At 73.9% G+C, this 17,579-nt stretch carries 15 protein-coding genes; 7 read left to right on the top strand and 8 right to left on the bottom strand.

Going from position 1 to position 17,579, the window contains the following annotated elements; translation table 11 throughout:
* Positions 1 to 12: 12 nt before the first annotated feature.
* On the top strand, positions 13 to 849 hold the full coding sequence (locus ACO1BR_RS07840; RefSeq protein ID WP_426794295.1) for a maleylpyruvate isomerase N-terminal domain-containing protein: 837 nt from the start codon (positions 13 to 15) through the stop codon (positions 847 to 849).
* A gap of 287 nt (positions 850 to 1,136) precedes the next feature.
* On the opposite strand, the gene ACO1BR_RS07835 is transcribed toward ACO1BR_RS07840, so the two are convergent.
* From ACO1BR_RS07835 to ACO1BR_RS07820, 4 genes are all read right to left on the bottom strand, one after another.
* On the bottom strand, positions 1,137 to 2,156 hold the full coding sequence (locus ACO1BR_RS07835; RefSeq protein WP_426794294.1) for an LLM class F420-dependent oxidoreductase: 1,020 nt from the start codon (positions 2,154 to 2,156) through the stop codon (positions 1,137 to 1,139).
* Positions 2,157 to 2,321: 165 nt separating this feature from the next.
* Complete coding sequence (locus tag ACO1BR_RS07830; RefSeq protein ID WP_426794293.1) at positions 2,322 to 3,119, bottom strand: hypothetical protein; 798 nt, start codon at positions 3,117 to 3,119, stop codon at positions 2,322 to 2,324.
* A 210-nt stretch (positions 3,120 to 3,329) separates the two neighbouring features.
* Positions 3,330 to 4,232, bottom strand: coding sequence for an N-acetylmuramoyl-L-alanine amidase (locus ACO1BR_RS07825; RefSeq protein ID WP_426794292.1), 903 nt, complete (start codon positions 4,230 to 4,232; stop codon positions 3,330 to 3,332).
* A 19-nt stretch (positions 4,233 to 4,251) separates the two neighbouring features.
* Positions 4,252 to 4,911: a class I SAM-dependent methyltransferase gene (locus ACO1BR_RS07820; RefSeq protein WP_426794291.1), complete on the bottom strand. Its 660-nt coding sequence runs from the start codon at positions 4,909 to 4,911 to the stop codon at positions 4,252 to 4,254.
* A 377-nt stretch (positions 4,912 to 5,288) separates the two neighbouring features.
* Here ACO1BR_RS07820 and ACO1BR_RS07815 point away from each other — a divergent pair, with 377 nt between their 5' ends.
* The 3 genes from ACO1BR_RS07815 (at position 5,289) to ACO1BR_RS07805 (ending at position 10,321) form a co-directional block, all read left to right on the top strand.
* On the top strand, positions 5,289 to 7,511 hold the full coding sequence (locus ACO1BR_RS07815) for an acyl-CoA dehydrogenase (protein ID WP_426794290.1): 2,223 nt from the start codon (positions 5,289 to 5,291) through the stop codon (positions 7,509 to 7,511).
* A 16-nt stretch (positions 7,512 to 7,527) separates the two neighbouring features.
* On the top strand, positions 7,528 to 8,721 hold the full coding sequence (locus ACO1BR_RS07810; protein WP_426794289.1) for a lipid-transfer protein: 1,194 nt from the start codon (positions 7,528 to 7,530) through the stop codon (positions 8,719 to 8,721).
* 154 nt (positions 8,722 to 8,875) lie between these two features.
* Entirely contained in the window at positions 8,876 to 10,321 is a 1,446-nt protein-coding gene (locus ACO1BR_RS07805) for an MFS transporter (RefSeq protein ID WP_426794288.1), read from the top strand.
* Positions 10,322 to 10,372: 51 nt separating this feature from the next.
* Here ACO1BR_RS07805 and ACO1BR_RS07800 read toward each other — a convergent pair whose 3' ends face one another.
* Genes ACO1BR_RS07800 through ACO1BR_RS07785 form a run of 4 tightly spaced genes read right to left on the bottom strand, consistent with a single transcriptional unit; the run spans position 10,373 to position 14,095 of the window.
* The gene (locus tag ACO1BR_RS07800) at positions 10,373 to 10,978 is read right to left on the bottom strand and encodes a response regulator transcription factor (protein ID WP_159504026.1); all 606 of its coding nucleotides are present in this window, start codon (positions 10,976 to 10,978) and stop codon (positions 10,373 to 10,375) included.
* On the bottom strand, positions 10,975 to 12,321 hold the full coding sequence (locus tag ACO1BR_RS07795; RefSeq protein WP_426794287.1) for a histidine kinase: 1,347 nt from the start codon (positions 12,319 to 12,321) through the stop codon (positions 10,975 to 10,977). Before ACO1BR_RS07795 ends, ACO1BR_RS07800 begins: the two co-directional genes overlap by 4 nt.
* A gap of 17 nt (positions 12,322 to 12,338) precedes the next feature.
* Positions 12,339 to 13,067 (bottom strand): ABC transporter permease, encoded by a 729-nt coding sequence (locus ACO1BR_RS07790; protein WP_426794286.1) that lies wholly within the window; start codon positions 13,065 to 13,067, stop codon positions 12,339 to 12,341.
* Positions 13,067 to 14,095 carry an ABC transporter ATP-binding protein gene (locus tag ACO1BR_RS07785; RefSeq protein ID WP_426794285.1) on the bottom strand — a complete coding sequence of 343 codons (1,029 nt, stop codon included), beginning with the start codon at positions 14,093 to 14,095 and terminating at the stop codon, positions 13,067 to 13,069. Before ACO1BR_RS07785 ends, ACO1BR_RS07790 begins: the two co-directional genes overlap by 1 nt.
* 404 nt (positions 14,096 to 14,499) lie before the next feature.
* Here ACO1BR_RS07785 and ACO1BR_RS07780 point away from each other — a divergent pair, with 404 nt between their 5' ends.
* The 3 genes from ACO1BR_RS07780 (at position 14,500) to ACO1BR_RS07770 (ending at position 17,550) form a co-directional block, all read left to right on the top strand.
* On the top strand, positions 14,500 to 15,384 hold the full coding sequence (locus tag ACO1BR_RS07780; RefSeq protein ID WP_426794284.1) for a MaoC/PaaZ C-terminal domain-containing protein: 885 nt from the start codon (positions 14,500 to 14,502) through the stop codon (positions 15,382 to 15,384).
* 69 nt (positions 15,385 to 15,453) lie between these two features.
* The gene (locus ACO1BR_RS07775; protein WP_426794283.1) at positions 15,454 to 16,530 is read left to right on the top strand and encodes a Zn-dependent alcohol dehydrogenase; all 1,077 of its coding nucleotides are present in this window, start codon (positions 15,454 to 15,456) and stop codon (positions 16,528 to 16,530) included.
* 78 nt (positions 16,531 to 16,608) lie between these two features.
* Positions 16,609 to 17,550, top strand: a complete 942-nt coding sequence (locus ACO1BR_RS07770) for a 3-oxoacyl-ACP reductase (RefSeq protein WP_159504032.1) — start codon at positions 16,609 to 16,611, stop codon at positions 17,548 to 17,550.
* Positions 17,551 to 17,579 lie beyond the last annotated feature (29 nt).

Below are 17,579 nucleotides of genomic sequence, written 5' to 3'. Positions count from 1 at the left end.
ACCGTGCGGCCCATGACTCTCCAGGAACCGCACCAGCCCCCGCCCGTCCGCCTCCAGGGCTCCCTCGACCACGAACGCTACTGCGCGGAACTCCTCGCCGAGACGGGGGAGTTCCGCGCGGTGCTGCGCGGCGCCGACCTCTCCGCCACGGTGCCGACCTGCCCCGACTGGACCCTGGCCGACCTCGCCCGACACCTCGGTGGCGCGCACCGCTGGGCCGGGCAGTTGGTCGCCACCCGCGCCACCGCCGGGATCGACCCGGCCACCGTCCCCGGCGCCGGCGGTCCGGTGGACGATACTCCCGAGGCGCTCGACGCCTGGCTGGCGGAGGGCGCCGAGCGCACCGTGGCGGCGCTGCGCGAGGCCGGCCCCGACACCGCCGTCTGGTCCTGGGCGTCGGACCACCGGGCCGGGTTCTGGGCCCGCCGGATGACTCACGAGACGGTGGTCCACCGCGCCGACGCCGCGCTCACCACCGGCGCCGGCTACGAGGTCGCGACGGAGATCGCCGCCGACTGCATCGACGAGTGGCTCCAGGTGTGCGCCCTGCCGGCGGCGGCCGAGCGCTGGACGGAGCGCGCCGAGGGCCTGTTCGGCCCCGGCCGGACGCTGCACCTGCACGCCACCGACGTCCCGCCCGCTCTCAACGCCGAGTGGTTCCTCGACCTCACCGGCGACCGGCTCGTCCACCGCCGCGCCCACGAGAAGGCCGCGGTCGCGCTCCGCGGCCCGCTCACCGACCTGCTGGCCGTCATCTACCGCAGGCTGCCCGCCGACAGCGACCGGGTCGAGGTGCTGGGCGACCGTCCGCTGCTCGACCGCTGGCTGTCCTACGCGTCCTTCGACTGAGGTACCGACCCACCTACAGCAGCCCCCACCTACCGAAATTCCCCCCATTCACGGGAGGTGACGGGCCGGAGGGGCAGGGTGTCCGGGCGTAAAGCGAAGCAGTCCGGACACCCTGCCCCGGAGGACCGTCACCGCACCCGACAGCCCCGCGCAGCGGTTCCGCGCCGCAGGCGCAACGGTGAACAACCCCTACGGCGGGAAAGCCAACAAACGTAGCGCGACGCACAGCGCAGCGGAGCCGCAACGGTGAACAACCTCCACGGCGGGAAGGCCGAACACGTGGGAGGTCAGCCAAGCGCAGCGTTCAGCTCCGCCAACACCCGCAACGTGCGCAGGTCCGGGGCGGTCACCAGGAGGTCGGTGACCGGACCCTTGCGCCACAACTCCAGCCGTTCCGCGATGCGTTCGCGTGGCCCGACCAGTGAGATCTCGTCCGCGAAGGCGTCCGGTACGGCGCGTACGGCCTCCTCCTTGCGGCCCTGGAGGAACAGCTCCTGGATCCGGCGGGCCTCCTCCTCGTACCCCATCCGCGCCATCAGGTCGGCGTGGAAGTTCCTGGCCGCGTGGCCCATGCCGCCGATGTAGAAGCCGAGCATCGCCTTGACGGGGAGCAGCCCCTCGGCGAGGTCGTCGCAGACCGCGGCGCGCGCCATGGGGGCGATCAGGAAGCCGTCCGGAGCGTTCGCCAGTGACTCCCGGTAGACCTCGGTGCGGGTCGGCGACCAGTACAGCGGCAGCCAGCCGTCCGCGATCCGGGTGGTCTGGGCGATGTTCCGGGGGCCTTCGGCGCCCAGGAGGACGGGGAGCGTGGCGCGCAGCGGATGGGTGATGGGCTTGAGGGGCTTGCCGAGGCCGGTGCCGTCCGGGCCGCGGTACGGGTGCGCGTGGAAGCGCCCGGCCAGCTCCACCGGGCCCTGCCGGCGCAGGACTTGGCGGATCACGTCCACGTATTCGCGGGTGGCGGTCAGCGGGCTCTTGGGGAACGGCCGTCCGTACCAGCCCTCGACGACCTGCGGGCCCGACAGCCCCAGGCCGAGCAGCATCCGCCCGCCGGAGAGGTGGTCGAGGGTGAGGGCGTGCATCGCGGTGGCGGTGGGGGTGCGGGCGGCCATCTGGGCGATGCCGGTGCCCAGTTTGATGCGGGAGGTGTGCGCGGCGATCCAGGTGAGCGCGGTGAACGCGTCCGAGCCCCAGGCTTCCGCGGTCCACACCGAGTCGTAGCCCAGGCGCTCGGCCTCGCGGGCGAGTTCGAGATGCCGGGGGTCGGGGCCGCGCCCCCAGTAGCCGAGTGCCAGACCGAGTCGCATGGTGCCCGCCCTCCGACGGTGAGTCATCTGATGTCGTGTCAGGTACCCCGTGGGTCCGGCGAACTGTACGGCCGTGCCGCGGACATGGCAACGGCCCCCCGCCCTGGAGGGCGAGGGGCCGCCCGGCCGGGAGGCCGGAAAGGACCGCGGTGCGGGTGCCCGGCGTCAGCCGCGCTGGATGCCGGTGGTGTCCTGGAGGACGCCGCGCCGGCCGTCCTGGGTCTGCGCGATCAGCGCCGGCCCGCGCTGTTCCACCGCCAGGTACCAGGTGCCGGGCGCCAGTTCGGCGATCGGCGACGGGCTGCCCTCCTCGCTGTACAGCGGGCGGGCGACCGGTACCGCGAACCAGAACGGCGCGAAGTCGGGCGGGCTGCCGGCGGCCTGGGTGGCGCCGGCACCGCCGCCTGCCGTGGCGTCCGCGGCCGGGGCCTGCTGGCCGTAGGTCTGGCCGGCCTGCTGCTGGGCGGACGGGTAGCCGTAGCCGCCCTGCTGCTGGGCGCCCGGGTAGCCGTATCCCTGGGTGGCGCCCGCCGCGCCGCCGTACGGGGCGGCCTGCGGCCGGGGGGCGCTCACCAGCGCGGCCTGGAGCTGCGGGACGAGCGGGGTGGCCACGGCGGCGCCCGCCAGGACCAGGTTGCCGAGCAGGCCGAGGATCAGGCCGGCGCCCGGTCCCGTGCTGTCGATGAGCGCCCAGAACGCGGTCCAGGCGGCGAAGACGGCCAGCGCCGTACCGAACTGGCCGAGGTCCAGCCCGGCGACCTTGCGCGACTGCGGCAGCGACCGGGCCACCACGATCAGCGCGGCGGCGATGACACCCGCGAGGAAGATGCTCATCAGCAGGTGCAGCGATTGCCAGGCGTTCATGACGCCGGACGAGTCGAGGCCGAGGAACGAGGCGATGAACAGCAGCACCGCTGCTCCGATCACCACGCCATCGCCTCGACTGAGGGAGCGGATGTTCACGTAAAGGTCCTTTGTCGGTTTCGTGTTCTGGTCGACGTCGCGTTTCCGGTCGACGCTGTCGCTGGCGCGCGGCGCGAGGCACGGCGGTGGCACCCCATGGTAAAGGGGAACCTAGCCCCGAATCCTGTGGATCGTCCCGCCGGTATCGGCGCGGCAATCACGATGGCGGAGCGGGCGGTGCGCCGGTACGGGACGTGTCGAGAAGTCCGGTCAGCGCGTCAGGAAGTCCGTAATGCCCTCCGTGATCCCGCGGGCCGCCTTTTGCCGCCACTGGGCGTCGGTCAATTCCGCGGCGTCCTTGGGGTCGCGCATATTGCCGCACTCGATGAAGACCTTCGGCACCGTCGACAGGTTGAGACCGCCGAGGTCGGAGCGTGTGTCGAGGCCCGTCCCGTGGCCGACGTAATTGGACGGGGCGCTTCCGGTCGCCGCCACGAACCGCCCGGCCAGCCGCTCGCCCAGGTCCCGCGAGGGGCCGGTGATCGCGGAGGTGTCGGCCGCGCCGGCCTGCACCCGGGCCGGGAGGATGACGTGGAAGCCGCGGTCGCCCACGGCCGAGCCGTCGGCGTGGATGGAGACCGCGGCGTCGGCGTGCGCGGCGTTGCCGATGGCGGCGCGCTCGTCCACGCACGGGCCGTAGGGCCGGTCGCCGTCCTGGGTGAAGACGACCTTGGCGCCCTCCGCCCGGAGGAGCGTCCGGGCGCGCCGGGCGACGTCGAGGCTGAAGGACGCCTCGGCGTAGCCGTCGTCGGTGGAGGTGCCGGTGGTGTCGCACTCCTTGCGGTCGTTGCCGATGTCCACGAGGCGGGCGATCTGCGTGGTGTGGTCGTGGTTGGTCGGGTTGTGGCCGGGGTCGAGCAGCACCGTCCTGCCCTTGAGGCTGCCGTGCGGGTTGCCCGGGTGTGCGGAGGGGCCGGCCGCCGGGCCTGCCGTGCCGCCCTTGGGGTCGGGCGCCGGGGAGCCGGCGGCGGACGTCCCGGTGTGCGGCCGTGCGCCGCCCGGTGACCGCCAGACCAGCCAGCCCGCGGCGCCGACGGCCACCACGGCGGCCAGCGCGATCAGCAGGGTGCCGCGCAGGCGGCGGGGCGGGGGGAAGCTGCTGCCGTTCGACACGTTCGCGATGGTAGCCCGCTCAGATTCCGGGGCCGGTGCGGCGCAGGACGTGCAGCGAGCGGTGCACCGCGACCTCGGTGAACGCGCCGGACGCCAGGGCCCTGCGGTAGATCCGGTACGGGGCCTGGCCGCCGTCCGCCGGGTCCGCGAAGACGTCGTGGATGACCAGCAGGCCCTCGGGCGCGACGTGCGGGGCCCAGCCCTCGTAGTCGGCGGTGGCGTGCTCGTCGGTGTGCCCGCCGTCGATGAAGACCAGGCCCACCGGCGCCTGCCAGAGGGCCGCGGCCCGCGGCGACCGGCCCACCAGGGCGATCACGTGGTCCTCCAGGCCCGCGGCGTGCAGGGTGCGGCGGAAGGTGGGCAGGGTGTCCATCCGCCCGACCACCGGGTCGACGACCGTGGGGTCGTGGTACTCCCAGCCCGGCTGCTGCTCCTCGCTGCCCCGGTGGTGGTCCACGGTGACGGCCGTCACGCCGGCCGCGCGGGCGGCGTCGGCGAGCAGGATCGTGGAGCGCCCGCAGTAGGTGCCGACCTCCACGAGCGGCAGCCCGAGCGCCGCCGCCTCGGTGGCCGCCGCGTACAGCGCGAGCCCTTCGTCCGCCGGCATGAAGCCCTTCGCCGCCTCGAACGCGGCGAGAATCTCCGGCCGGGGTGCTGTCGGGGCCGTCGGAGCGGTCATGCGCTTCCTCCTGGTGTGCGGCGGCGGTCAGTGGCTCATCGTGCCGTATGCCGGGAGCGATATCGGAACGGGGGTTCCCATTTCGCCGGCCGGACGTTTTGCCGATGGGTGTTTCCGGCGTGCGCGGCGGGGCCCGGGAATGCCGCGAATTCGCCTGCCGGGCGCCGCGGAGCCGGTGGGCGAACGGAATAGCGGAACGGTCCGTACGGGAATTCACCGGACCGTTTCCGGTGCGCATCCGTGCCGTTCCGTTCCGGTCCGAACCGTTCCCGTCCGGTCCGGACCGCTTTCGCCGGCCGCCCCGGCGCCCGCGCGGCGTCCCTCCCTTCCGTCGCCTGACCTTCCATCAGATTGAAACGTGTTCTACTCTGCCCGCCATGGGCATCGGAATCACGCGCGACCACCGTGACCTGGCCGAGGCGGCCCGTGGCTGGGCCGCCCGCACCGTGCCACCCGGCGAGGTGCGCAAACTCCTCGACACCGCGCCCGCGCGACCCGGCCGGCCCGCGTACTGGGACGGGCTCGCCGCCCAGGGCCTGCTCGCCCCGCACCTCCCGGAGGCCGACGGCGGAGGCGGCGGCACCCTGCTCGATCTCGCCGTCGTCCTGGAGGAGTTCGGGCGTGCCGCGCTCCCCGGGCCCTATCTGCCCACCGTCCTCGCCGCCGAACTGCTGCACCGCGGCGGCGCGCCCCGGGACCTCGTACGAGCCCTGGCCGCCGGCGAACGCACCGCCGCCGTCGCCCTCGACACCGGCTCGCTCACCGCCGTGGCGGCCGCCGACGGCCATGTCCTCGACGGCACCGCGCCACCGGTCCTGGCCGGCGCCGACGCCGATCTGCTCGTGCTGGCCGCGGAAAGCGCAGAAAGCACAGAAAGCGCCGAAAGCGCCGAAAGCCCAGCCGGCGAGGTCTGGCTCGCCGTAGACGCCCACCTCCTCGCCGTCCGCGCCCACGACAGCGCCGACCCCACGCGGCCGGTCGCCGAGGTGCGCGCGGACGGCGTGGCGGTCCCCGGCGGCCGGCGGTTGGCGCTCGACGGCGCCCTGGTCCGCGACCTGGCCGGCGTGCTGAGTGCCGCGGAGGGCTGCGGCACCGCCGCCTGGGCGGTGCGCACCGCCGCCGAACACGCCGCGGTGCGCGAGCAGTTCGGCCGCCCGATCGGCCAGTTCCAGGGCGTCAAGCACCTCTGCGCCGACATGCTCGTACGCTGCGAGCAGGCCCGTGCGCTGGTCTGGGACGCGGCCCGCGCGCTGGACGAACCGCCGGAGGCGCGCGGGCTGGTCGCCGCGCTGGCCACCGCGACCGCACTGGACGCCGCGGTCGGCTGCGTCAAGGACTGCATCCAGATCCTCGGCGGCATCGGCTTCACCTGGGAACACGACGCCCACCTCCATCTGCGCCGCGCGGTCACCGCCCGCCAGCTCCTCGGTGGCGGCGACGGCCACCGGCTGCGGGCCGCCCGCCACGCCGCCGCCGGTGCCCGCCGTGCGCTCCGGCTCGAACTCCCCGCCGCGGCCGACGCGTTCCGGGAGCAGGCCCGGGGCGTCGTCGACGGCGTCCGGGGCCTGGACCCGGCCGCCGTGCGCCGTGCCCTGGCCCCCACCGGCTATGCCGCACCCCACCTCCCCGAGCCCTACGGACTGGGCGCGGGCCCCGTCCAGCAGCTGGCCATCCAGCAGGAACTGGCCGCCGCCGGCGTCCGGATCGGCGATCTCGGCATCGCCACCTGGGTGGTCCCCTCGCTCCTCGCCCACGGAACCGCCGCCCAGCAGCGGCGCTATCTGCCGCCGACGCTGCGCGGCGACCTCCTGTGGTGCCAGCTCTTCTCCGAGCCGGAGGCCGGCTCGGACCTGGCGTCGCTGCGCACCCGCGCGACGCCGGCCGAGGGCGGCGGCTGGCGGATCAACGGCCAGAAGGTCTGGACCTCGGCCGCCCAGTGGGCCGACCACGGCATCCTGCTCGCCCGCACCGACCCGGACGCGCCCCGGCACCGCGGCCTGACGTTCTTCCTCGTCGACATGACGACACCCGGGATCGACGTCCGCCCCCTCAGGGAGATCACCGGCGACGCCCTCTTCAACGAGGTCTACTTCGACGACGTGCTGCTGCCGGCCGACGCGGTGGTCGGCGGGACCGGCGACGGCTGGCGGGTCGCCCGCACCACCCTGGACAACGAACGCGTCCACATGGCCGACCAGTTGACCTTCGACACCGGGCTCGAAGAACTCCTCGCCCGCTCCGCCGGACTGGACGCGGCGGTGCGGGCGCGCGTCGGTGCGCTGGCCGCCGAGGCGCATGCGCTGGCCTGCATCGGGTTGCGCACCACGCTCCAGCAGGTGTCGGGCCTGGAGCCGGGCCCCGGCGCCAGCATCCGCAAGCTGGTGCAGACCGCCCACCAGCAGAAGGTCGCCGAACTGGCGCTGGAACTCCTCGGCCCGGCCGGCGCGGTTCGCGAGGGCGCCGGCGAACGGGCCCTGCACGGCTTCCTGATGTCCCGCTGCCTGACCATCGCCGGCGGGACGACCCAGGTGCAGCGCAACGTCGTCGCGGAACGGCTGCTGGGCCTGCCGCGGGATCCGGAGCCCCGCCCCCTCATCTGACCCCAGGAGGATTCGCATGGCTGGCAAGGCGTACATCGTCGGCGTCGGGATGACCCGGTTCGAGAAGCCCGAGACCCGCGACTGGCAGTACTGGGACATGGTGAAGGAGGCGGGCGGCGCGGCCCTCGCGGACGCCGGGATCGGCTACGAGGCGGTCGAGCAGGTGCCGGTCGGCTACTGCTACCAGCCCTCGACGGCCGGCCAGCGCGCCGCCTACGAACTCGGGCTGACCGGCGTCCCCGTCTACAACGTCAACAACAACTGCGCGACCGGCTCCACCGCACTGATGATGGCCCGTCAGTTCGTCGCCGCCGGCCTCAACGACTGCGTGCTGGCCCTCGGCTTCGAGAAGATGAAACGGGGCGCACTCGGCGCCGGTGCGGACGGCGGAAGCTTCGCGACCTCTCCGGTGGCCCGCCACTACGGGGTGATGGCCGCCGCCCACGGCTTCGAGGCGACCCCGCCCACCGCCCAGATCTTCGGCAACGCGGCTCGCGAGCACATGGAGCGGTACGGCACCACGGCCGAACAGCTCGCCGCGGTCGGCGCGAAGAACCACCGGCACTCCGCGCACAACCCCTACGCGCAGTTCCAGGACGTCCACACAGTCGAGGAGGTGCTCGCCGCCCGGACCATCCACCGCCCGCTGACCAAGCTCCAGTGCTCGCCGACGTCCGACGGCGCCGCGGCGGCGGTGCTCGCCTCCGAGCGCTTCGTACGCGAACACGGCCTGGCGGACCGGGCGGTGGAGATCGCCGCCCAGGCCATGACGACGGACACCGAGGCCAGCTTCGCCTCCGGTTCCTGCATCGACGTCGTCGGCAAGCCGATGTCCCGGGCCGCGGCCCGGCAGGTATACGCGGCCGGCGGCCTCGGCATCGAGGACGTCGACGTCATCGAGTTGCACGACTGCTTCTCCATCAACGAGCTGCTGACGTACGAGGCGCTGGGCATGTGCGCGGACGGCGACGCGGGGAAGCTGGTCGCCGACGGCGCCACGACCTACGGCGGGCGCTGGGTGGTCAACCCGTCCGGCGGTCTGATCTCCAAGGGCCACCCCCTGGGCGCGACCGGCCTGGCCCAGACCGCCGAACTGGTATGGCAGCTGCGCGGAACGGCGGGCGAGCGCCAGGTGCCCGGCGCCCGGGTCGGGCTGGCCCACAACATCGGGCTGGGCGGCGCGGCGGTGGTGACGCTGCTGCGGAAATGAGGAAACGGATGGAAGGGATGGAAGGGGCGGAGGGGAGGGGCAGGGGAGGGAAGGGGAAGCAGGGAGGTGCGTCCTACGCCTCCGGGACTAGGCCGTGCGACAGATGTCCGATGCACCGATATCCCGATGCGCCGGGCGCGCGGTGAGTGCGAGCATGGTCCGCATGCCCCCGATAGCCACCCCTTCCACGCTGTCCGCCGCCGCACGCCGGGCGGCGGCGCCGTCCTGGCTGGTGATGCTGCTGGTCTGCGCCGGGCAGTTCCTGGTCGTCCTGGACGTCTCCGTCGTGAACGTGGCCCTGCCCGCCATGCGTTCCGGCCTGGGACTGTCCGAGCTGGGCCTCCAGTGGATCGTCAACGCCTACGTGATCACCTTCGCGGGCTTCATGCTGCTCGGCGGCCGGGCCGCCGACCTCTTCGGCCGCAAGCGGATCTTCGTCCTCGGATTGGCGCTCTTCACCGTCGCGAGCCTGGCCGGCGGACTCGCCCAGCAGCCCTGGCAGTTGATCGCGGCCCGCACCGTCCAGGGCGTCGGCGCGGCGGTGCTCTCCCCGGCGACGCTGACCATCCTCACCACGTCGTTCCCGGCCGGCCCGGCCCGTACCCGCGCCATCGCCACCTGGACCGCGGTGGGCGCGGGCGGCGGCGCGGTGGGCGGCCTGGTCGGCGGGGTGCTCACCCAGTACCTGTCGTGGCGCTGGGTGCTGCTGATCAACGTGCCGGTGGGGGCGCTGGTCCTGGCCGGGGCGGTGACCTGGCTCAGCGAGAGCCGGCAGGGTGCCGCGCGCCGGCTGGACGTGCCGGGCGCGCTGCTGGTGACCTGCGGGCTCGGGCTGGTGGCCTACGGGATCGTGCAGACCGAGACGCACGGCTGGGGGTCGGCCGCCGCACTGCTGCCGCTGGCCGCCGGGCTCCTGGTGGTCGCGGCCTTCGTCGCCGTCGAGGCGCGCACCAGGGCCCCGTTGATGCCGCTGGGGCTCTTCCGGCTGCGCTCGGTCTCGTCGGCGAACGCGGCGATGGTGCTGGCCGGCGCCGCGATGTTCTCCATGTGGTACTTCCTGTCGCTCTACGTCCAGAACGTCCTCTCCTACACGCCACTTGAGGCCGGGCTCTCCTTCATCCCGCACTCGCTGAGCATCGTGCTGGGCTCGAAGCTCGCGCCGCGGCTGATGAACCGGGTCGGGGCCAAGACGCTGGCCGTCACCGGTGCGGCGATCTCGCTCTCCGGCATGCTGTGGCAGAGCACGATGACCGCCCATGGGACGTACCTCGGCACGATCCTCGGCCCCGGCGTCCTGATGGCGCTGGGCGCCGGACTGACCGCGACACCGACCGCCGCCATCGCCACCTCCGGCGCGGACCCGGCCGACCAGGGCCTGGTCTCCGGCCTGATCAACACCTCCCGCCAAATGGGCGGCCCGCTGGGCCTGTCGGTCCTCTCCACGATCGCCGCCGCCCGGATCGCCGAGGGGCACGGCCGGACGGCGCTGGCGAGCGGTTACGGGCTCGCCTTCGGCTCCGGCGCGATCGTGCTGGCGGCCTCCATCGTGCTGATGCTGCTCGCCCTGCCGCGCCGCCGGGCGGGGGCCGCCCAGGGGTGACCCCGGTGGGCGGCCAACGTGCCCGCACCCGGCGCCCGGTACCGCCCGCCGCTACAGCCAGCCGTTGCGGCGGGCCGCCCGTACGGCCTCCATGCGGTTGCGGGTGCCGGTCTTGCCGATGGCCGCCGAGAGGTAGTTGCGGACGGTGGCCTGGGAGAGGTGCAGCCGGCCGGCGATGTCGGCGACCGTCGCCCCGTCCACGGCCGCGGTGAGCACATCGCGTTCGCGCTGGGTCAGCGGATTGGGGCCGGCGCTCAGCGCCGCCGCGGCCAGCCCGGGGTCGATGACCTGCTCACCGGCGAGGACCCGGCGGATCGCCGCCGCCAGATCCTCCACCGGCCCGTCCTTCACCAGGAAGCCGGACGCCCCGGCCTCCATGGCGCGGCGCAGATAGCCGGGCCGACCGAACGTCGTCACGATCAGCACCTTGCACGACGGCAGCTGCGCGCGCAGGTCGGCGGCGGCGTCCAGCCCGCTGCGGCCCGGGAGTTCGATGTCCAGCAGCGCCACGTCGGGCCGGGCGGCCAGCGCCGCATCGACGATCTGGTCGCCCGCCGGGACCTGGGCGACGACCTCCATGTCCTCTTCCAGGTCGAGCAGCAGCGCCAGCGCGCCCCGCATCATTCCCTGGTCCTCCGCCAACAGGACCCTGATCACCTGGTCAACTCCTCCGCATCCGCCATGTCACCCGCGCCCACCGGTAGTTCGGCGGTCACCCGGAAACCGCGCCGGCCGTCGGGACCGCTGCGCAGCGTGCCGCCCGCCGCGGCCAGCCGCTCGGCCAGCCCCTTCAGGCCCGTACCGCCCACCGGGCCGCGGCCGTTGCCGCCGGCCGGGTCAGCGGGGTCAGCCGGGTCAGCCGAGCGGCCCCGCGTACCGGCGGCACCGTCGGGCCCTCCGGCACCGGAGCCTACGGGACCGCGGCCGTCGTCCGTGATCGTCAGCCGGGCCCGGTCGTCGTCGGCGTGCAGCGCGATCTCGCAGCGGGTGGCGCCGCTGTGCCGCACGGTGTTGGTCACGCTCTCACGGACCACCCAGCCCAGCAGCGCCTCGGCCTGCGCGGGCAGCGGCGGCCCGGACAGCCGTACCACGGGGTCGATACCGGCCGCCTCCAGCGCCGAACGGGCCCGGTCCAGCTCGGTGCTGAGGCTGCCCTCGCGGTAGCCGGTGACCGCCTCGCGGATCTCGGTCAGCGCCTGCCGGCCGACCGCCTCGATGTCGCTGGCCTGGGCCAGCGCCGCATCGAGGTTGCGCGGCGCCAGCCGGCGGACCGCCTCGGCCTTGACCACCACCACGGACAGGGTGTGGCCCAGCAGGTCGTGCAGATCGCGGGAGAACCGCAGCCGCTCCCGCTCCACGGCGCTGCGCGCCAGTTCCTGACGGGTGGTCCGCAGCTCCTGGATCGTGTCGAAGAGGCTGAGGACCGTCGCCGTCACCATGCCGGACAGGAACGTGGCGTAGCCGATGCCGAACGAGCCCGACGGGCTGTGGTCGACCGAGCCGGACAGAAAGCCGGCCGTGCCGCTGAGCGCGATCAGCCAGACGCCGAGGGGCCGGCCGCGCAGCGGGCGCACCGTACCGGAGGCCAGCGACAGCAGCGGGAAGAACAGGAACCATTCGCCCTGGAAGCCGAGCGCGATGGCGAAGGTGACGGCGGTCAGCGCGGCCAGGGCGTAGAGCGGATAGCGGGTGTCGCGCCGGCGGGGGTTGAAGGAGGAGAAGACGACGCTGACGTAGAGGGAGTTGAAGGCCAGGATTCCGGCGCCGGCCAGCACCGGATGGTCGGTCTTGCCGTGGATGATGTTGGAGAACGCCCCCAGCCCCATCAGCAGCCAGGGCAGGAAGGTGTACCGGTTGGGCCCCTTCATCTTCCGCTCGGCCCACTTCGGCACCGTCGCGCACGACCCCTGCCCATCGTCGCCGCTACCGCCGCCGTTGCCGCCGCAGCCGCCGTCGTTGCCGCCCCCGGGCTTCGCGCCCCATGTCCGCTGCTGTGCCATCTGCCTCACGCCGTCCCTCACACCGAGCGGGCCGCCCGGCGGTACGCGTACACCGCGTAACCGCCGAAGAGTGCCAGCCAGGCGGCCAGCACCGCCACCGTCGTCAGCCCCGGCGCGCCGCCGCGGGTGATGCTCAGCCCCAGATCGGCGAAGCGGTTGGCGGGCGTCCAGGAGGAGAGCGCGCGCAGCCAGCCGGGGAACGCGTCGGCCGGGAACCACAGGCCGCCGACGAGCGAAAGCAGCAGCAGACAGCCGGTGTTGACCAGTCCGGTGGTCTGCGAGGAGAGGCGGTAGCCGTTGCCGAGGCCGAGCAGGGTGAAGGGCGCGGTCCCCAGCCAGAGCAGCACGACCAGCGCGGCCCACTGCCAGGCCGCCAGCCGTACGCCGTTGACCAGCGCGCCCGCCAGCAGCACCGCCACGATGGCCGGCAGCACCGTCACCGTCCCGGTCAGCCCGCGGGCCACCACCACCTGGACCGGGCCCAGCGGGGTGATCCGCAGCTGCCGCAGCCAGCCCAGGCTCCGGTCCTCGGCGAGTCCGTTGCCCACCCCGATCGCCGCGCCCAGCCCGCCGTACGCGGCCAGGCCGACCATCGAGGAGACCTTCCACGCCATCGGCACGCCGCCGGGGCCCGCGCCGATCCTGGTGAACAGCAGGTACATCAGCACCGGCATCCCGATGCCGAAGATCACAAAGCTCTTGTCGCGCAGCGTGCGGCGCACTTCCAGGCGGAGGTAGTCGAGCATCACACCGTCTCCTTCGGGGACAGCGCGCCGTGGGCGGCGGGCGTACGGGCGCCCTCGGCACCGTGGTCCGTGGCACCGTGGACCGTGACACCGCGGTCCGGGGCGCCGCCGGTGTCGTCGTCGGCGCCCGGTGCGCCGGTCAGCAGGAGGAAGGCGTCCTCCAGGCTGGCGGGGGAGACCTGGAGGCCGCGGATGAGGTCCAGGCCGGCCAGCGCCCGCACCGTCGCGTCGGAGTCCGACGTCCGCAGCAGGGCGCGGTCGCCGCGGATCTCCAGGGCGGTCACGCCGGGCAGCCCGGACAGTGCGCCGGTGCCCGCGCCCGCGAGGTCGAAGGAGACCAGCGAGCCGCCGGCCCGCCGCTTGACCGCCTCGCCGCTGCCGTCCGCGACCACCCGGCCGCGGTCGATCACCACGATGCGGTCGGCGTTGTCGTCCGCCTCCTCCAGATAGTGGGTGGAGAACAGGATGGTGTTGCCGCGCCGCGCATAGCCGCGCATGGCGTGCCAGAACGCCCGGCGCGCCTCCACGTCCAGCGCCGCCGTGGGCTCGTCGAGCACCAGCAGCTCGGGGTTGCCGGCCAGCGCCACCGCGAACCGGACCCGCTGTGCCTGGCCGCCCGAGAGCCGGTCGATCCGGCGCCCGCCGAAGTCGGCGAGGCCGGCCAGCTCCAGGGCTTCGGAGACCTCCATCGGGTTCGGGTACGTGGCGGCGACGAAGCCGACCAGCTCGCGGACGGTGACCCGGGGGATGGGCTTGCCGTCCTGGAGCATCGCCCCCACCCGGCCCGCCCGTACCGCCGTCTCCGGCTCCTCGCCGAACAGCCGCACCGTGCCTGAGCTGGGCGGCAGCAGGCCCAGCAGCATGCTGATGGTGGTGGACTTGCCCGCGCCGTTGCGCCCGAGCAGTGCCACCGTCTCGCCCTGGTCGATCTCCAGGTCCAGCCCGGCCACGGCACGCACCGCGCCGTAGTTCCGGGTCACCCCGGAGAATCCCACCGCCGTGCCTCTCGGCACCGCCGTCCTCGTCATGGCCGCCCTCCCCGTTGTGCCGGCGCGCTCGCCGCGCCCGCCGTGCTCGTCCTCGGACGACGCCCCACCGGCGTCGTGCCCATGACGCTACGGACGTCCGCCGGCGGGCGGCAGAGGCGAATGTGCGCGATCCGCGCTGACAAATGTCACGGTCCGCCGGGCGGCACCGCACCGCGGCACGTCCGCGCCGTCGCCCGCCCTCCCCGAATCTGACAATCCGTCAGAGGTCTTCCGGGTGCGGCGCGCATCGGCTATACATGAGGGCCATCGGCTAGAACGCGTTCTAGAAGCGCGCCGGTGCGCCCACCGGACGCGGTCCGCCGACCCGATACGACCCCGGCACGGTCGACGGTGCGGACGGCCGGGCCGGGGTCTCACACCGTGGTGAAGGAGCAGCACCCCCGATGCCCATCGACGCCGCCAAGGCCACCTCCGCCGAGCCGCGGACCACCGAACTCGCCTGGGACCACAAGGACGTCCAGCTCTACCACCTCGGTATCGGCGCCGGCGCGGCCACCCCCGAGAAGCCGCACCCCGCCACCGACCCGGACGAGCTCCGCTACACCCTGGAGAGCGCGCTGCACGTCCTGCCCAGCTTCGCCACCGTCGCCGGCGGCGGCATGGCGCTCGCCGGCGGGCTCTCCGCTCCCGGCATCGACGTCGACCTGGCCGCCGTCCTGCACGGCGGGCAGACCGTCACCGTGCACCGCGCCCTGCCCGTCACCGGCCGGGCCACCCAGACCTCGACCGTGCCCGCCGTCTACGACAAGGGCAAGGCCGCCGTCATCGTGCTGCGCTCCGAAGTGGCCGACGGCGACGGCCCGCTGTGGACCTGCGACACCCAGATCTTCGTCCGCGGCGAGGGCGGCTTCGGCGGCGAACGCGGGCCCTCCGCCCGCCTCGAACCGCCCGAGCGGGCACCCGACCTGACCACCGAGCGGCTCATCCGCGAGGACCAGGCGCTGCTCTACCGCCTGTCCGGCGACTGGAACCCGCTGCACGCCGACCCGGAGTTCGCCAAGCTCGCCGGGTTCGACCGGCCGATCCTGCACGGGCTGTGCTCGTACGGGGTCACGCTGAAGGCGGTCGTCGACACGGTGCTGGGCGGCGACGTCGGGCGGGTCCGCTCGTATACCACCCGCTTCGCCGGGGTGGTCTTCCCGGGGGAGACGCTGCGCGTCCGCGTCTGGCGGGACGCCCCCGAGCCGGGCCGCCTCCAGGTGTCGGTCACCGCGGCCGACCGCGACGACGCCCCGGTGCTGGCGGACACCGTGATCGCGTACCGCTAGGGCCTGCCCGATGGGTCAGGGTCGGGACATCTTGTTGCCGTGAAGCCGCGAGAGGAGCCGTGAGTGCGCATGCGCGCAGCCGTACTGCACGAGACGGGACAGGACAGGCTCGACGTGCTCGACGACGTCGAGGCGATGGGGTTCGGTCCGGGGAAGGTCCGGATACGCATCCGGGCCACCGGGCTGTGCCACTCCGATCTCTCCGCGATGAACGGGGTGTTGCCGCAGCCCGCGCCGTTCGTCCCCGGGCACGAGGGCGCCGGCGAGATCCTCGACGTCGGCGACAGGGTCGGCGGACTGCGGCAGGGCGACCGGGTCCTGATGTGCTGGCTGCCCGCCTGCGGCGGCTGCCCGTCCTGCAAGCGGGGCCAGACGCATCTGTGCCTGGCCGGGTTCATGAACGCCGGCACGCCCAACTTCCGGCGTCCCGGCGGGGAGGTCTTCGGTTTCGCCGGGACCGGGACCTTCGCCGAGGAGGTCGTGGTGGCCGCCGACTGCGCGGTCCCCATCCCGGACGACGTCCCGTACGAGATTGCCGCGCTGATCGGCTGCGGGGTCACCACCGGGCTCGGCGCCGCCCTCAACACCGCGAAGGTGGAGGCCGCGTCGTCGGTCGCGGTGATCGGCTGCGGCGGCGTCGGCATCTCCGTCATCCAGGGCGCGCGGGCCTGCGGTGCCGCGCAGATCATCGCCGTCGACCCGGTGGCCGCCCGCCGCGAGGCCGCCCTCCGCTTCGGCGCCACCGAGGCCGTAGCGCCGGACGAACTCGCCGACGCCAAGGCCCGGATCACCGGGGGAGAGGGCTTCGACTACGTCTTCGAGGTCGTCGGCAAGTCCGCCACCACTCGCACCGCGTACGAGACGACCCGGCGCGGCGGCACCCTGTGCGTGGTCGGCGCGGGTGCGCTGGACGACACCTTCCAGGTCAACATGTTCGAGCTGTTCTTCGACGAGAAGCGGATCCTGCCGTCGCTGTACGGGGGCGGCGACGTGCTGCGGTCCTACGAGCGGGCCATCGCGCTGTGGCGGGCCGGCCGGATCGACCTCGAAGGGCTGATCACCCACCGCGTCCGGCTCGCCGAGATCAACGACGCCCTCGACCAGATGCGTTCGGGAACCTCGCTCCGCACCTGCATCGAGATCTGACGCCGCACCGCCGTGCGGGACGAGTGGACCGGACCGGACAGGACAGGACGGGACAGGACCGGACAGGAGAGGACACGCATGGCACAGCCACTGGAGGGACTGACCGCGATCGTCACCGGCGCCGGACGCGGTCTGGGCCGGGCCGAGGCCCTGGAACTCGCCCGCCTCGGCGCCCGCGTCGTCGTCAACGACTTCGGTCAGCCCGGCCGGGACGGCTCGGGCACCGCCTCGGCCGCCCCCGCCGAGGAGGCCGCCGCCGCGATCCGCGCGGCGGGCGGGCAGGCGGTCGCCCACCTCGGCGACGTCGCCGACCACCAACAGGCCGAAGAACTCGTGCGGTTGGCGATCGACACCTACGGCCGGCTGGACATCCTGGTCAACAACGCGGGGATCCTCCGGGACCGGATGGTGTTCTCGATGACCGAGGACGAATGGGACTCGGTGATCCGCGTCCACCTCAAGGGGCACTTCAACACCACCCACTTCGCCGCCGCACACTGGCGCGCCCGCTCCAAGGAGGCCGGCGGCCCGGTCTTCGGGCGGATCGTCAACACCTCGTCCGAGGCGTTCCTCGCCGGCTCGGCGGGCCAGCCCAACTACGCGGCGGCCAAGGGCGGCATCGTCGGCCTCACCACCTCCACGGCGCTGGCGCTGGCCAAGTACGGCGTGACCGCGAACGCGATCTGCCCGCGCGCCCGCACCCGGATGACCGAGGACGTCTTCGCCGGATTCCAGGTCCCGGACGACGGCGGCCTCGACCCGCTGGCACCCGAGCACGTCGCGCCGCTGGTCGGCTATCTGGCCTCGCCGGCCGCCGCCCGGGTCAACGGCCAGCTGCTGGTCGTCCACGGCGGGATGGTCGCGATCGCCGAACGACCGCGGATCGCCGCCAAGTTCGACACCGCCAAGGAGGTCTTCAGCTACGAGGAGCTGGACGGCCTGCTGACGCCGTACTACGCCGAGCGCCCGGCGCACGAGACCTTCGCGGCGGCCGAGGTGCTGGGCCTCAAGCACGGCTGACGGCCGGCCCGTCCGGGTACGGACCGGTG

It is taken from the genome of Streptomyces sp. YGL11-2 (genome assembly GCF_050054615.1).
Lineage (GTDB): Bacteria > Actinomycetota > Actinomycetes > Streptomycetales > Streptomycetaceae > Streptomyces.
Note: the sequence above shows the minus strand (reverse complement) of the source record. Positions and strands in the feature narration are given on the sequence as shown.